General features: G+C 72.6%; 12 protein-coding genes. 5 read left to right on the plus strand and 7 right to left on the minus strand.

Annotated elements, in window-relative coordinates:
- The first annotated feature begins 59 nt into the window (after nucleotides 1–59).
- Nucleotides 60–1,310 (plus strand): DUF5685 family protein, encoded by a 1,251-nt coding sequence (locus tag GCL84_RS15820; RefSeq protein WP_156756230.1) that lies wholly within the window; start codon nucleotides 60–62, stop codon nucleotides 1,308–1,310.
- A gap of 65 nt (nucleotides 1,311–1,375) precedes the next feature.
- A complete protein-coding gene (gene uvrB / locus GCL84_RS15825; RefSeq protein ID WP_197523283.1) occupies nucleotides 1,376–3,538 on the plus strand; it encodes an excinuclease ABC subunit UvrB in 2,163 nt (720 codons plus the stop codon).
- Nucleotides 3,539–4,095: 557 nt separating this feature from the next.
- Here the strand turns inward: uvrB and GCL84_RS15830 are convergent.
- The 7 genes from GCL84_RS15830 to GCL84_RS15860 all read right to left on the minus strand — a co-directional run bounded on the left by GCL84_RS15830 (nucleotide 4,096) and on the right by GCL84_RS15860 (nucleotide 11,503).
- Complete coding sequence (locus GCL84_RS15830; RefSeq protein WP_156756232.1) at nucleotides 4,096–5,505, minus strand: AMP-binding protein; 1,410 nt, start codon at nucleotides 5,503–5,505, stop codon at nucleotides 4,096–4,098.
- A 4-nt stretch (nucleotides 5,506–5,509) separates the two neighbouring features.
- Complete coding sequence (locus GCL84_RS15835; RefSeq protein ID WP_156756233.1) at nucleotides 5,510–6,064, minus strand: hypothetical protein; 555 nt, start codon at nucleotides 6,062–6,064, stop codon at nucleotides 5,510–5,512.
- The gene (locus GCL84_RS15840) at nucleotides 6,061–7,767 is read right to left on the minus strand and encodes a hypothetical protein (RefSeq protein ID WP_197523284.1); all 1,707 of its coding nucleotides are present in this window, start codon (nucleotides 7,765–7,767) and stop codon (nucleotides 6,061–6,063) included. The genes GCL84_RS15835 and GCL84_RS15840 overlap by 4 nt, the downstream gene beginning before the upstream one ends.
- Nucleotides 7,764–8,732 carry a serine/threonine-protein kinase gene (locus tag GCL84_RS15845; RefSeq protein WP_156756234.1) on the minus strand — a complete coding sequence of 323 codons (969 nt, stop codon included), beginning with the start codon at nucleotides 8,730–8,732 and terminating at the stop codon, nucleotides 7,764–7,766. The genes GCL84_RS15840 and GCL84_RS15845 overlap by 4 nt, the downstream gene beginning before the upstream one ends.
- Nucleotides 8,729–10,312, minus strand: coding sequence for a MoxR family ATPase (locus GCL84_RS15850; RefSeq protein ID WP_156756235.1), 1,584 nt, complete (start codon nucleotides 10,310–10,312; stop codon nucleotides 8,729–8,731). The genes GCL84_RS15845 and GCL84_RS15850 overlap by 4 nt, the downstream gene beginning before the upstream one ends.
- An 88-nt stretch (nucleotides 10,313–10,400) precedes the next feature.
- Nucleotides 10,401–11,261 (minus strand): alpha/beta fold hydrolase, encoded by an 861-nt coding sequence (locus GCL84_RS15855; protein ID WP_156756236.1) that lies wholly within the window; start codon nucleotides 11,259–11,261, stop codon nucleotides 10,401–10,403.
- Between the two features lie 44 nt (nucleotides 11,262–11,305).
- Nucleotides 11,306–11,503 carry a hypothetical protein gene (locus GCL84_RS15860; RefSeq protein ID WP_156756237.1) on the minus strand — a complete coding sequence of 66 codons (198 nt, stop codon included), beginning with the start codon at nucleotides 11,501–11,503 and terminating at the stop codon, nucleotides 11,306–11,308.
- A gap of 130 nt (nucleotides 11,504–11,633) precedes the next feature.
- On the opposite strand from GCL84_RS15860, the gene GCL84_RS15865 reads away from it, so the two are divergent.
- The 3 genes from GCL84_RS15865 to GCL84_RS15875 all read left to right on the plus strand — a co-directional run bounded on the left by GCL84_RS15865 (nucleotide 11,634) and on the right by GCL84_RS15875 (nucleotide 14,842).
- A complete protein-coding gene (locus tag GCL84_RS15865) occupies nucleotides 11,634–12,458 on the plus strand; it encodes a crotonase/enoyl-CoA hydratase family protein (RefSeq protein WP_197523285.1) in 825 nt (274 codons plus the stop codon).
- Nucleotides 12,459–12,512: 54 nt separating this feature from the next.
- The gene (locus tag GCL84_RS15870) at nucleotides 12,513–14,213 is read left to right on the plus strand and encodes an AMP-binding protein (RefSeq protein WP_156756239.1); all 1,701 of its coding nucleotides are present in this window, start codon (nucleotides 12,513–12,515) and stop codon (nucleotides 14,211–14,213) included.
- A gap of 62 nt (nucleotides 14,214–14,275) precedes the next feature.
- Nucleotides 14,276–14,842, plus strand: a complete 567-nt coding sequence (locus GCL84_RS15875; protein WP_156756240.1) for a type 1 glutamine amidotransferase domain-containing protein — start codon at nucleotides 14,276–14,278, stop codon at nucleotides 14,840–14,842.
- Nucleotides 14,843–14,926: the final 84 nt, after the last annotated feature.

Consider the following 14,926-nt stretch of genomic DNA (forward strand, 5'->3'; position numbering starts at 1 on the left):
GGTGAACGCGGCTATGCTCCGGCGCCGATCAGGCTTCCAACGGCGAGAGGCGCGCGCCCGTGTTCGGCATTCTCCGACCCTGCAGGCACCGCCTGTCGGACACCCTCCGCGTGTCCTGGATGGCGCACCTGTGCGGTCTCTGCCTCGCCCTGCGCGACGACCACGGCCACCTCGCGCGGACCGCGACCAACTACGACGGCCTGGTCATCTCAGCGCTGGTCGAGGCGCAGTCGACCGCGGTGGGCGGGCGCCGCCTCGCGGGCCCGTGCGCGCTGCGCGGCATGCGGCCCGCCCCGGTCGCCGACGGCGACGGCGCGCACCTGGCCGCCGCCGTGTCGCTCGTGCTGGCCTCGGCGAAGGTGCGCGACCACGTCGCCGACGGTGACGGCGCGTTCGCCCGGCGCCCGGTCGCGGGGGTCGCCAAGCGCGTCGCGGGCCGCTGGGCCGAGCAGGGCGAGCGCACCGGCGAGCGGCTCGGGTTCGCCACCGCCGTCCTGCTCGACGCCGTGGGCCGCCAGGGCGAGGTGGAGTCCTCGCTGGGCGCCGGGTCGTCGCTGCTGCTGGCCACCGAGCCCACCGAGACCGCCACGGCCGCCGCGTTCGCGCACACCGCCGTGCTCACCGGCCGTCCCGGGAACGAGGCCCCGCTGCGCGAGGCGGGCCGGATGTTCGGCCGGGTCGCGCACCTGCTCGACGCCGTGGAGGACATCGAGCAGGACGCGGCCGCGGGCGCGTGGAACCCGCTGACCGCCACCGGCGCGACCGTCGCGGAGGCCAGGCGGCTGTGCGACGACGCCGTGCTGGGCGTGCGGCTCGCGCTCAAGGAGGTGGCTTTCGACGACGGCAAGCTGGTGCACGCCCTGCTGGTGCACGAGCTGAGCCGGGCGGTCACCCGCACCTTCGGCCACCAGGCGGCCGGCCACGGGCCGCTGCTCGCCGCCCACCCCCATGAGCTGCCGCTGGCGTCCAGCCAGCCGCCGCCGGGCTGGCGGGCGCCCGCCCCGGACCAGCCCCCGCCCGGGTGGCAGCAGCCCGCGGACCCGCGCGGCCCGAAGAAGGGGAAGAAGGACAAGAAAGGCCACGTCCCGGTCTGGGACTGGGGCAAGAAGCGGGGCGCCGCGGCGGGCTGCGGTGTCGCGGCGTTCATGTGCTGCACCTGCCAGTACTGCTGCGCCGACCCGTACCACGACCCGTGGACCGGCGAGCCCAAGCAGGGCTGGTGCCACAACTGCGACTGCGACTGCTGCAGCGGGTGCGACGGCTGCGGTGACTGCTGTGACTGTGGCTGCTGCAACTGCTGCGACTGTTAACCCTCTGACCTGGGCAAATGACGCGGGCGCGGCTTTTGTCGGTGGTCGGGCGTAGCCTTTGCGACGTGGCTTTCCCGACCGAGCACCCCGTCCTCGCGCACTCCGAGCACCGTCCCGTCGGCGACATCCCCCGCGCCGACGGGAAGTTCCGCATGGTCGCGGACTACCAGCCCGCGGGCGACCAGCCCGCCGCCATCGAGGCGCTGGAGAAGCGCATCGCGGCGGGGGAGCAGGACGTCGTGCTGCTCGGCGCGACCGGAACCGGCAAGTCGGCGACGACGGCCTGGCTGATCGAGCGGGTGCAGCGGCCGACGCTGGTGATGGCCCCGAACAAGACCCTCGCCGCCCAGCTCGCCAACGAGCTGCGGGAGTTCTTCCCCGACAACGCGGTCGAGTACTTCGTCTCGTACTACGACTACTACCAGCCCGAGGCCTACATCGCCCAGACCGACACCTACATCGAGAAGGACTCGTCGATCAACGACGACGTCGAGCGGCTGCGGCACTCGGCGACGATGAGCCTGCTCTCCCGGCGCGACGTCATCGTGGTCGCCTCGGTGTCGTGCATCTACGGCCTGGGCACCCCGCAGTCCTACCTCGACCGGTCGATCGGGCTCAAGGCAGGCGACCAGGTCGAGCGCGACACGTTCCTGCGCGCCCTGGTCGACGTGCAGTACGCGCGCAACGACGTGTCCTTCACCCGCGGCTCCTTCCGGGTGCGCGGCGACACCGTGGAGATCATCCCCGCCTACGAGGAGCTCGCGATCCGCGTCGAGTTCTTCGGCGACGAGATCGACAAGCTCTACTACCTGCACCCGCTCACCGGCGACGTGGTCAGGGAGTGCGACGAACTGCGCATCTTCCCGGCCACCCACTACGTCGCGGGCCCGGAGCGCATGGAGCGGGCGATCAAGGGCATCGAGGCCGAGCTGGAGGCGCGGCTGGCCGAGCTGGAGGGCCACGGCAAGCTGCTGGAGGCCCAGCGGCTGCGCATGCGCACCAGCTACGACATCGAGATGATGCGCCAGGTCGGGTTCTGCTCGGGCATCGAGAACTACTCCCGGCACATCGACGGCCGCGCCGCGGGCACCGCCCCGGCAACCCTGATCGACTACTTCCCGGACGACTTCCTGCTGGTCATCGACGAGTCGCACGTGACCGTGCCGCAGATCGGCGGCATGTACGAGGGCGACATGTCCCGCAAGCGCAACCTGGTCGACTTCGGCTTCCGGCTGCCCAGCGCCGTCGACAACCGGCCGCTGACCTGGGAGGAGTTCGCCGAGCGCATCGGGCAGACGGTGTACCTGTCGGCGACCCCCGGCCCGTACGAGATGGGGCAGACCGGCGGCGAGTTCGTCGAGCAGGTCATCCGCCCGACCGGCCTGCTCGACCCGGAGGTCATCGTCAAGCCCACCGAGGGCCAGATCGACGACCTGGTGCACGAGATCCGCGAGCGCGCCGAGCGCGACGAACGGGTCCTGGTCACCACGCTGACCAAGAAGATGTCCGAGGACCTCACCGACTACCTGCTGGAGCTGGGCATCCGGGTCCGCTACCTGCACTCCGAGGTCGACACCCTGCGCCGCGTCGAGCTGCTGCGCCAGTTGCGCATGGGCGACTACGACGTGCTGATCGGCATCAACCTGCTGCGCGAGGGCCTCGACCTCCCCGAGGTCTCCCTGGTCGCGATCCTCGACGCCGACAAGGAGGGCTTCCTGCGCAGCGGCACCTCCCTGGTCCAGACGATCGGCCGCGCCGCCCGCAACGTCTCCGGCCAGGTCCACATGTACGCCGACAAGATCACCGACTCGATGCGCCACGCCATCGACGAGACCAACCGCCGCCGCGCCAAGCAGCAGGCCTACAACGCCGAACGCGGCCTGGACCCCCAGCCCCTCCGCAAGAAGATCGCCGACATCCTCGACCGCGTCTTCACCGAGGCCGAGGACGACGACACCGTCCCCATCGGCGGTTCCGGCCGCAACGCCTCCCGGGGCAAGCGCGCCGCGGGCGAGAAGGGCAACGCCAAATCCGCGGGCCTCGTCGCCGCGGACCGCGACGTCAAGTCCATGCCCCGAGCCGAACTGGCCGACCTGGTCCACCAGCTCACCGACCAGATGATGACCGCCGCCCGCGACCTCCAGTTCGAACTGGCGGGCCGCCTCCGCGACGAGATCCACGACCTCAAGCGCGAACTCCGAGGCATGGACGCCGCGGGTATCAAGTAACCGCTGCACCGGCGTCTCACCGACCAGTGCGACGCCGGTGCTGGTCGTGGCCGCGATCCGCTGGCAGGGCGACGCCTGGACGAGTGATGCGTATCTCGGTTCAGTGGTCGTAGGCGGTCAGGGCCCGGGTGACGGGGAGGCTGGCGGGGGTGTGAGTGGCGGTGGCCGTGTCTGGCCCGTCCTGCCGGTTTCAGGTGTCTCACGGTGGGGCGGGTTCGGCCGTGTTGCACTGGGGTGGGTCCATGGTCCAGGTGGTGTCGGTCCACGGGTCAATGTCGGTGGCCGTCCAGCGCGTGATCTGTTTGGTGCGGGGCGATGCCGTCCGCGGGCGGCGGTTGTGGCCGGATTGGCACCGGACGGCGCGGGGGTTGCGGGCGGGCAGGAACCGCCAGCCTCGGTGGTCTGCCCACCCTGGGCCTGTCGGCCAGGTGGTCGTCGATTCGGTCGTCACAACGGATCTCGGACACCCTTCGCCACCCGCGGCCACCGCCCCGACTCACGCACTACTCGTCCGGGCCGCGCCATTGCTCGAGGTGGTTGAGGGAACGCTCGACGGCTCAAGGTGTGGGAGCGTCGGCGGTGTAGCGCTGGGGTTTGCTCTCGCCGGACAGGTCGCTTTCGGTGACTGTGATCGGCACGTCGCCGAGTAGGGAGCGGACGGCGTCGGCCACTGCGGTGGTTGGTGGGCCGGGGGCGTGGACGGCGATCTCGACGGCGCTGTCGGTGTGTTGGTGCAGGTGGTAGGCGAGGATGGCCAGGGGGGAGAGGACGTGGGTCAGTTCGATGGAGTTGATGACCGCGCCGGTGGCTGAGCGGAACATGACGGGGTCGCGGCCGTGCAGGGCGGTGAGGGCTGGGTGGCCGTCGTGCCAGGTCAGGGTCGCGTGGTCGCCGGTGCGGTAGCGGAGGAGGGGGAGCAGGGCGTTCTCTCCGCAGGTGACGGCTATCTCGCCGGTTGTGCCGGGTGGGCAGGGGGCGCCGGTGGGGTCGAGGATCTCGATGTACATCTGGCGGGGGAGGACTGTGTGGACGGCGCCGGTGCGGTGGGCTATGAGGCCTGCCTCGGTGATGCCGTAGAGGTCGAAGACGGGGGCGCCCAGGCGGTGGGCGAGGGTGGTGGCCGCCGAGCGGTCCAGGGCCATGGCGCCGGAGAGGACGGCTCTGGGGCGGGTGGTGAGGCCGATCTCGGCCAGGGCGGCCAGGGAGACGGGGTTGCCGGTGTAGAGCTCCGGGGCCAGGTCGTCGAGGAAGGCCCGGCGGTCGGCGGGGGTGCGCCAGGCCGTGGGGTGGGTGTTGACCTTCACCACGCCTGCGCCGTTCCAATAGGACGACACGGAGGCGAACTGGTACGCCACGGGCTGGTGGTAGACGTTCACCAGCGAGACCCGGTCGGGTCCACCCGCGACGGTGATGCCCGCGGTGGCGAGGACGTGCTCGATCATGGGCAGGTCGAGTGCGCAGAACTCCGGGGTCATCGGCACCGTCGCCGCTGGGCCCCGGGAGCCGGACGTGCGGTAGACGATCATCTCGGAGAGGTCGGCGTCGTCCGGGACGTGGAGTTCGGCTGCCGTCAGCAGGTCGTGGCGGGTGAGCGGTGGGACGTCCGTGAGCCGCGTGGGGCGCGGGCGGCGGCGGTAGGCGGGGACGGTCGCGTAGACGCGGTCGACCAAGTCCATCAGCCAGGGCGGCTCGGTGTCCGGGTTCCAGCCGTGGTGGCCGGGCGGGTGGGCGCGCAGGCGGGCCAGGGCGGGGGCGGTGAGGCGGTCGCCGCAGGCGTGGTTGAACGGCGGGGCGTGCGGGTGGGTGCGCAGCCGGGCGAGGTTGGCCGCGCCCGCCTCGGTGAGCAGGGGCCAGCGCTCGGCGTCGGTGAGGGCGACGGCCTCCATCGGCACGTAGTCGGGGACGGGGTAGGGGCGGGCGGCGGGGCCCGCTGCGCCGTCGGGAGGCGCCGGATCGGTGTCGGGCACGGGGTCACACCTGGCTGTAGCGGGCGGCGGCTTCCTTGGCCCGTTTGTCGGCCATCGCCTTGCGGATGGCGGCCGCCCTGGCCTCGGCGGCCTCCGCCTCGGCGACGAGGCGCCTGCGGCGGACGCTGTCCACTGTGGAGAAGCGGTCCTCGGCTTGGGCTCGGGTCTCGCCCGCGGGGAGCGCCTCGACCGCGTGGAGCAGGAGGCGGGCGAGTTCTTCGCGGCGGTCTGGGTCGTCGGTGAAGCGGGTGGCGTCGATGAGGTCTGCCAGTTCTGCCAGGTGCGCCACCAGGAGGGAGTGCAGGCTGGCGGGCACCTCGGGGTTCGACGGGAGAGCGGCGGCCAGCCAGCAGGTGACCAGGACCAGGCGTTGCCAGTTGGGGGTGCCCTGCTCGAACACAGTGGCCTGGCCCGGGGTCAGGGGTGCGCCGCCGAGGGTGGTGAGGACGTCGGAGACGACGGCGGGCGGGTAGGCGGTGGTCTCGTCCAGGAAGGCGGGCGGGGTGTCGGCGAGCCTGCGGGTCAGGTCGGCCACGGAGGGCGCCGGGGGGCTGGTCATGCCTTGCTCCTGTCGTAGGTGCGGCGGCTGAACGCGGCGGCGAAGGCCACCAGGTCGGCCCAGTCGCCCACCGCGTGCGCGTCCCAGCCCGGGGCCATCTCGGCGATCGTGGCGAGTCGGTCGGGGCGGAACAGGTGCAGCAGCAGGGTGCCGCCCGCGCCCGCCCCGGCCAGGGCCGAGGCGGCGATGTCCGAGCCCGGTCTGCCCTGCTCGTCGGTGCCGCGGAACAGGGTGTCCACGCCCTCGTCGGAGATGACCACGATGTGGGTGGCGCGGCGCGGTCGGGCGTAGGTCTCGCGCATCGTGGGCAGCGGGAACGCCGTCGCACCGCCGAAGTAGCCGGTCAGCACGCGCAGGACCGCCGTCTCGTCGCGGACGAAGCCGTCGGTCACCAGCACCTGCTTCTTGCCGCTCCACAGGGTCGCCTGCACCCGCGCGCCCATTCGCAGCGCCGACAGCGCCAGGATCGCCCCGGCCAGCGCCAGGTACGACACCGCCTCGCGCGGGTTGGGCATCGACCCGGAGGAATCGATGTACAGATCCAGGTCGACCGGTTCCGGGTCGGACTCCCGGCCCTCCATCGTGCCGTCGTGGCGCTGGACGGTGGTGACGCCCGGCACGACCACCGGCGAGCGCAGTGCCGTGCTGAGCCAGTCGACCCGCTCCAGCGGCTCGCCGACGTCCCAGTTCTCCAGGCCCTCGGGCAGGGGTTCGAGCAGGGCCGGGGTGCGCCGCACGGGGAACGGCACCAGGTGCGGGGCGGCGCGCTCGCGGTAGTAGCGGGCGGCCATGTCCTCGTCGGAGACCGCCAAGCCCAGTTGGCGCAGGATCTCCCCGTACTCGAACGGCTCCCGGAACTGGGCGTCGGTCGTCTTCTCCCGCTGCTCCCCGGACTCGTCGAGTTCCACGTCCGCGGGGGCGAAGTCGTTGACCCTCGGGTCGTGCACCGGGTGCACCAGCGGCCCGTCGTCGTCGGCGGTCAACCCCGGGACCTGGTCGCCCGCGCTGAGCCCGGCGCGGCAGGTGCGGGCCAGCAGCGCGCTCGCCTCCTTCTCGCCCGCCTCGGCCAGGTAGCGGTAGCACAGCATCGCGAAGCCGCCCGCGCCCGCGAGCCAGTCGGTCGCGTAGACCCGGACCAGCCGCGCGGCCAGGCCCGCGTCGGTGTCGGTGTCGGTGTGCACCCGGTCGACCAGGGTGCCCGTCTCCAGCGCCCACAGCCGCTCGAACACGCGCAGGTAGAACGACCACAGCCCGCTGGCCGACCCGCGCGGCATCCGCTGGTAGACCCCGGCCATGTCCAGGCCCCGGCTGCGCTGCAACCGGTCGTTGATCAGCGCGTCGGCGTAGAGGTTGGCCACCAGCGGGGCGTGCTGCTCCAGGTCGGGCAGGCAGCGGCGGACCCTGGCCAGCAGCCGCGCCCCGTCGGCGAGGTCGGCCGGGCACAGCACGTGGTGGCCGATCTCGTGCGCGAGCACCTCGACGCCGTGCTGGCCCAGGTTCAGGTCGTTGGCGGCCTGCAGGTCGAGCACCACCGTGCGGTCGGTGAGCCGGAACATCGCGAAGCTGCCCGTCAGGCCCTCCGCCCTGGCCAGCTTGGTGGACTCGCACAGCACCGGCGGGTGCACCGTGACGAACCGGCCCCACGCCTTGAGCGCGTCCGGCCACGCCCGGGTCCACTGGCGGGCCATCGCCGAGGTCTTCACGCTGACCGCCCCACGAACACGATGCGGTGCGAGTACCGGGTGGTGACCGCCAGCGTGTCGCCGATCCCGGCCACGCTCGTGGTGGCCGCCAACTCCGGCAGCCGCAGCACCCCGCCCCGGCCGTCGCTGACCTCCCCGACCCCGTCGAACCGCAGCGACGAGCCCGCCGCCGCGCCCGCGGGCACCGCGGGCACCCGCCGCAGGTCCCACCCGAACCGGTCGACGGCGACCTCCCACGCCCGCTCGCTCACCTCGGCGTACCAGCGCCCGTCCACCGCGCGCACGACCGGCGGGCGCGGGAACGGCCCGCCGAAGCCGGTGAACGCCCCGACCCGCTCGCGCACCAGCAGTCCGGGTTCCCCGCCTGCAGGCGCCGCCCACGGGTCGGCGGCCAGCCGCTGGAGCGTGGGCCCGTCGACCGGGTCGCCCAGGGCGACGGCGGCCACGTCGGCGGGCAGCCCGCGCAGCGCCGCCAGGGCGGACCGGCGCAGCAGGGCGACGCCGCACCGCCAGGCCGCGACCGCCCCCGCGTCGAGCAGCAGGTCGGTCCGGTCCGGCGGGATCACCCCCGCCATCCGGACCATCGCGCCCAACCACCGCCCGAGCTGCCCCCTCGGGGCCGCGTCGATGGTCCGGGCGGCGTTGAGGACCGCGGCGGGCACCCGGGTGGGCGCGTGGCCCACGAACCACGCCAGCATCGGAAGGGCGGCGAACGCCCGCGCCGTCGGCGTGCCCTCGGTCAGCCAGCCCCGCTCGGCCAGCCGCAGCGACAGGCTGACCAGCGCGTCGGTCAGCGGGACCGGGTCGTCCACACCGGACGCGTCCACGACCGGGCCGACATGGGCGCGCAGGTGGTCGAGGAACTCGGTCGCCGACAGCGACCGGGTGCGGTGCCGGGCCAGGGCGAACTGGGCGTTGTAGCGGTCGCGGTTGCGTTCGAGCGCTTGGTGGAACGGGGAGCTCACGGGCGCCACCGCAGCCAGGAGCGGTAGTTGACGTACCGCTGGTGCAGGTACTTCAACGCGAGCGCGTCGTCGTAGGTGTGCCCGTAGAGCTTGCGCGAGCGCGACGAGTCGGTCAGCAGCCCCTCGATCCGCGACAGCCGGGCGGTCACCTCCGACTCGCCGACCCCGTCCAGGCCCCGGTCGAACTCGGCGAGCATGGCGCCCACCGGGTCGTCGGCGTCCAGGTCGATCCGGTCGTACTCGGCGCACGCGCGGTCGAACAGGTGCCTGATCCAGCTCACCCGGTCGGTGCGGTACGGGCGGTGCGACGGGTCCTCGAAGGCGGGGGAGTTGTCGTCGGGCACGAGCTTGTCGTGCAGCACGAACGGCAGCACCGCGCGCAGGTCGTCGAGGCCGACCTCCTCGCGGTCGCGGAAGTAGGCCAGCGCCTTGGCGTAGGCGATCGTGCTCTGCAGCGCGCGCACCGACAGGCCGTTGAGCGTCTGCGAGCCCAGGTCGGCCAGCCGGTCGCGGCCGGTCTCGGTGGCCGCGAGCAGGTGCGGGTCGACCCCGGCGAGCTTGGCGGTGTCCTTGGTGCGGTACTCGAACTGCTCGCCCGCCTGCTCGAGCAGCTCGAACTGCGCGGAAAAGAACTCCAGCCGCCGCAGCACCGGGGCGGGCAGCGGGACCCGCAGGATCTCCGCGGAGACCCGCTCGTGCTCGGCCTCGCTGAACACGATCTCCGGCGGCACCACCTCCTCCGGGCGCAGCCGCTGCTCGATCCTGGTGACCAGTTCGCCGAGGAACCGGCTGTTGAACTGCAGCGCGTGCACCACCACGTCGATCCGGTCGCGCAGCGCCTCGATCACCTGGTAGGTGCCACCGCCCGCGTCGTCGTTCGCCGTGAGGTACCAGGCGGAGTCGGCGGCCTCGTAGACCTGGTCGAACACCTCGGCGTACCCGTCGGACATCAGCGTCAGCAGCGCCGACTGGGTGCGGGTCGGGATGCGGTTGTACTCGTCGATGATCTTGACCCGCATGGACAGCCAGGACCGCCAGGCGATGTCGATGTCGCCGATCCGCTCCGCCTTGATCAGGTCGGCCGGGAGCGGGGTGCCCAGCAGGTCGGCGATGGTCAGCTGCGGGTGCCCGTGCTGCATCGCCCGCCGCACCTCGCGCAGCGGGTACCCGGCCAGCACACCCATCAGCACCGCGCTGGCCGTCTTGCCCCGGCCGGGCCCGCCGACGAGCAGGCACCGCCGCCGCACCGCGAAGGTCAGCAGCGGGATGAGCACGAAGCTGGAGTAGCTCTGTCCACTCGGCAGGGTCAGCCGAGCCTTGGAGTCCCCGAGCGAGACCGACGGGCTGGGCCCCTCGGCGAACTCGACGTCGTAGTGCGGGCTGATGATCGCGTGGTTGACGATCCAGAAGTACGCCTGGCGCAGCTTCTCGTCCAGTGGCAGCGCGCGCCCGTCCGCCTCGCCCCCGGAGACCGGTCCGGAGTAGAGCGCGGCCACGTCGAACTCCGCGGGCTCGGCCGCGCCCGCGTGGGCCCCGCCCGGCAGGGTCGGGGCCTGGGAGACGTGTTGGTAGCTGTCCACACGCCCATCATGCCCCCAGCCCCCGACATCCCGGGCGTCTGTCGACCACTCGGCGTCCGGGGCCCGGACTCGACGTCGAACCCCTGGCTCAGCCGGTGATGCCCGCGGCGGCGAAGCGCTCGTCCAGGAACCGCACGATCGTCGCGGTCAGCCGGGCCGGGGAGAACCGCAGCTCCACCGGGCTGCTCGCCTCGACGAACTCCGCGCGCGGCAGCTCGCCCGCGAGCATGTGCGCGTCGCCGAACGGGTGGATCGGGTCCCGCTGGTGGCCGATGACCAGGGCGGGCACCTGGATCGCGGTGCGCAGGGTGGTCGGCGGGGCGATGCGGCCGAAGAAGATGCCGTGCACCACGGCGGCCATCGCCGCGGGCTCCTGCGACAGCGTCTCGGTGACGGTGTCGACCCACTGCCGCCCGCGCGGCACCCGGCGGGCCAGCGCGGCGAGACCACGCACGGCGGGCGGGATGAAGCGGGCGCTGAACAGCAGCGGCGCGAACGCCAGCAGACCCGCGACGATCGCGTTGTCCAGCACCGGCATCTCCACCACGAGCCCGGCGGCGCGGTCCGGCGCGGCCACCGCCACCTCGAGGGTGACGTTCGCGCCGAGGGAGGTCCCGCCGATCACGGCCCGCTCCACGCCCAGGTGGTCGAGCAGCGCCACCACCTGGGTGGCCCAGGTGGTCATCGAGTAGCGCCAGGACTCGGTCGGCCGGTCGGAGCCGCCGTGCCCCAGCAGGTCCAGGGTCAGCACCCGGAACCCGGCGGCGGCCAGCGACCTGGCGAGCGGGGCGTGCATGGTGCGGGTCATCAACTGGCCGTGCGTGAGCACGACCACGCGCGGGCCGGAGCCGAACTCCGTGAAGCGCAGTGTCTGCCCGTCGACCTGGAACGAGCCCGTGCGCTCGACGGGGCTCTGGTGCGGGGCTGCGGTGGCGGCGATCCCGGTCATCCCCCCAGGCTACTGGTCGGTAGCGAGAAGGCCGACGTGATCAGTCAGTCCTTGCGCCTGCGCCCACCCGATCCCGGTTTGGCCTTCGGGGCGGGTGTGCCCACGGCCTGCGTCGCCGCGGGGGCGGGCTGCTCGGCCTTGTCCTCCGCGCTCTCCTCGACCTTCTCCTCGACGGCGCTCCCGCGCATCTCGCGCAGCAATTCGTCGAAGATCGGTGTGGACATCACGGGCTGGCCTGCCATCCGGGCTCCCCTCGCTTGGTCGGCGATGGGCAACCTACCCGTTCGGACCCACGACGCCCGGCCATTCGGCGGACACGATCGAGTGGAAGCCGGGGTGACAGGGAAGTTACCCATGAGTAATGTCTTTGGCATGACGGAAAACCTGGTCTCCCTCGCTGTCGACGTCGCCGACCACGTCGCGGAAGTCACACTGCTCGGGCCCGGCAAGGGCAACGCCATGGGGCCCGACTTCTGGCGGGAGCTGCCCCAGGTGTTCGGCGCGCTGGACCGCGACCCCGAGGTGCGCGCCGTCGTGCTCACCGGCAGTGGCAAGCACTTCTCCTACGGCCTCGACCTGCCCGCGATGATGCCCGCCTGGGGCGGGATGCTCGGCGGCGAGTCGCTCGCCGGGCCGCGCACGAGGTTCCTCGACGAGATCCGCGGCCTGCAGGACGCGGTCACCTCCATCGCCGCCTGCCGCAAGCCGGTCGTCGCCGCGGTGTCCGGCTGGTGCATCGGCGGCGGCGTGGACGTCATCGCCGCGGCCGACATCCGGCTCGCCAGCGCGGAGGCCAAGTTCAGCGTCCGCGAGGTCAAGGTCGCCATCGTCGCCGACCTGGGCAGCCTGCAACGGCTGTCCGGCGTCATCGGCGAGGGCCACCTGCGCGAGCTCGCGCTCACCGGCAAGGACATCGACTCCGCCCGCGCCGAGCGCATCGGCCTGGTCAACGAGGTCTTCCCCGACCAGGACGCCGTGCTCGCCGCCGCCCGCGCGCTGGCCACCGAGATCGCCGCCAACCCGCCGCTGGTCGTGCAGGGCACCAAGGACGTCCTCGGCCTCGAGCGGGAGCGCCGCGTCGCCGACGGCCTGCGCTACGTCGCCGCCTGGAACTCCGCCTTCCTGCCCAGCAAGGACCTGGGCGAGGCGGTGCAGGCGTTCCTCGAACGGCGCGAGCCCGAGTTCACGGGGGAGTGAGCCCGCCGGGTTAGGCTCGATCCTGGTCGTCGGTTCAACGAGGAGCGTGCCACCGTGTCCCAGGACTTTCGCGCCGCCCGTGACCTGCTGGTCTCCCACGGCGAGGACTACGACGCGGCCAGGTCCGGGTTCGCCTGGCCTCGGCCCGAGGAGTTCAACTGGGCGCTGGACTGGTTCGACGCGGTCGCCGCGCAGGAGCCGACCGCGAGCCGCAGGGCGCTGTGGATCGTCGAGGAGGACGGCTCGGAGACGTCCTGGACCTACTCCGAGCTGTCCCACCGGTCCAACCAGGTCGCCAACTGGCTGCGCGGCCTCGGCGTCGCGCGCGGCGACCGGCTGGTCCTCATGCTCGGCAACCAGGGCGAGCTGTGGGAGACCATCCTCGCCGCGATGAAGCTCGGCGCCGTCGTCATCCCCGCCACCACCCTGCTCGGCCCGGCCGACCTGCGCGACCGGGTGGAGCGGGGCGCGGCCGGGCACGTCGTCGCCCGCTCCGCCGACGCGGCCAAGTTCGACGACGTCCCCGGCGACTACACCCGCGTCGCCGTCGGCGAGCCGGTCCTGGGCTGGCACCACTACTCGGACTCGGCGGCCACCGACGTCGCCTTCGCCCCCGACGCGCCCACCAGGGCCGACGACACCCTGCTGCTCTACTTCACCTCCGGCACCACCGCGCGCCCGAAGCTGGTGCGGCACACGCACGTGTCCTACCCCGTCGGCCACCTGTCCACGATGTACTGGATCGGCCTGCGCCCCGGCGACGTGCACCTCAACATCTCCTCGCCCGGCTGGGCCAAGCACGCCTGGAGCAACCTGTTCGCCCCGCTCAACGCCGAGGCGACGGTGTTCCTCTACAACTACACCCGCTTCGACGCCGCCGCGCTCCTGTCCCAGATGGACCGCTGCGGCGTCACCAGCTTCTGCGCCCCGCCCACCGTGTGGCGCATGCTCATCCAGGCCGACCTGACCCAGCTCAAGACCCCGCCGAGCAAAGTCGTCGGCGCGGGCGAGCCGCTCAACCCCGAGGTCATCGAGCAGGTCTCGCGGGCCTGGGGCGTGACCATCCGCGACGGCTTCGGCCAGACCGAGACCAGCGTGCTCATCGCCAACACGCCCGGCCAGCCGGTCAAGCCGGGCTCCATGGGCCGCCCGCTGCCCGGCTTCGACATCGCGCTGGTCGACCCGGCCACCGGCGAGCGCGCCGACGAGGGCGAGATCTGCGTCGTGCTCGACCCGCGCCCGGTCGGGCTGATGACCGGCTACGCCGACGACGACGAGCGCACCGCCGAGGCCATGCGCGAGGGCGTCTACCATACCGGCGACGTCGGCTCCCGCGACGCCGACGGCTACATCACCTACGTCGGCCGCGCCGACGACGTGTTCAAGGCGTCGGACTACCGGATCTCCCCGTTCGAGCTGGAGAGCGCGCTCATCGAGCACCCCGCCGTCGCCGAGGCCGCCGTCGTGCCCTCGCCGGACCCGATCCGGCTGGCGGTGCCCAAGGCCTACGTCGTGCTGGCCGCGGGCCACGAGCCCACGGCCGAGACCGCGCGTTCCATCCTCGCGTTCGCCCGCGAGAACCTGGCCCCCTACAAGCGGATCCGCCGCCTGGAGTTCGCCGAGCTGCCCAAGACCATCTCCGGCAAGATCCGCCGCGTCGAGCTGCGCGGCCGCGAGGCCGAGGCGCACGGCGACCCGGGCGCCACCGTGGCGGGCGAGTTCACCGAGGACGACTTCCCGGACCTCAAGGGCTGATTAGGACAGCGCCGATCGGGAACCCCGCCTGGACAGCACGTCCCGATCGGAAGGAGGGCCTGATGGCCCAGCTCGCTGACCGCAAGATCGCCTTCCTCGTCGCCCCGGAGGGCATCGAGCAGGTGGAGCTCACCGAGCCCTGGAAGGCGGTCGAGCAGCAAGGCGCGACCCCGGTGCTGGTCTCCACCGACAGTGGCGAGGTGCAGGCGTTCAACCACCTGGACAAGGCCGACACCTTCACCGTGGACCAGGTGGTCGACGGCGCCGACGTGTCCGGCTTCGACGCGCTCGTGCTGCCCGGCGGGGTCGCCAACCCCGACTTCCTGCGCACCGACCCCGACGCGGTGCGGTTCATCGCCAGGTTCTTCGCCATGGGCAAGCCCGTCGCCGCGATCTGCCACGCGCCGTGGACGCTGATCGAGGCCGACGTCGTGCGCGGCAGGCGGCTCACCTCGTGGCCCAGCCTGCAGACCGACCTGCGCAACGCGGGGGCCGAGTGGGTCGACGAGGAGGTCGTGGTCGACGAGTCCGGCCCGTCCGCGCTGGTGACCAGCCGCAACCCCGGCGACCTGCCGCGCTTCTGCGAGAAGCTCGTCGAGGTGTTCTCACGTGAGAAGGCCTCCGCTTAACCAGGAGCATGCACGGCCTTAACAATCAGTTACATCCGATATGCGGACAGTTGTTAACGCGTGGTGGTCGGCTTCCGACAACAC

This window comes from Actinokineospora pegani (assembly GCF_009745975.1).
GTDB lineage: Bacteria > Actinomycetota > Actinomycetes > Mycobacteriales > Pseudonocardiaceae > Actinokineospora > Actinokineospora pegani.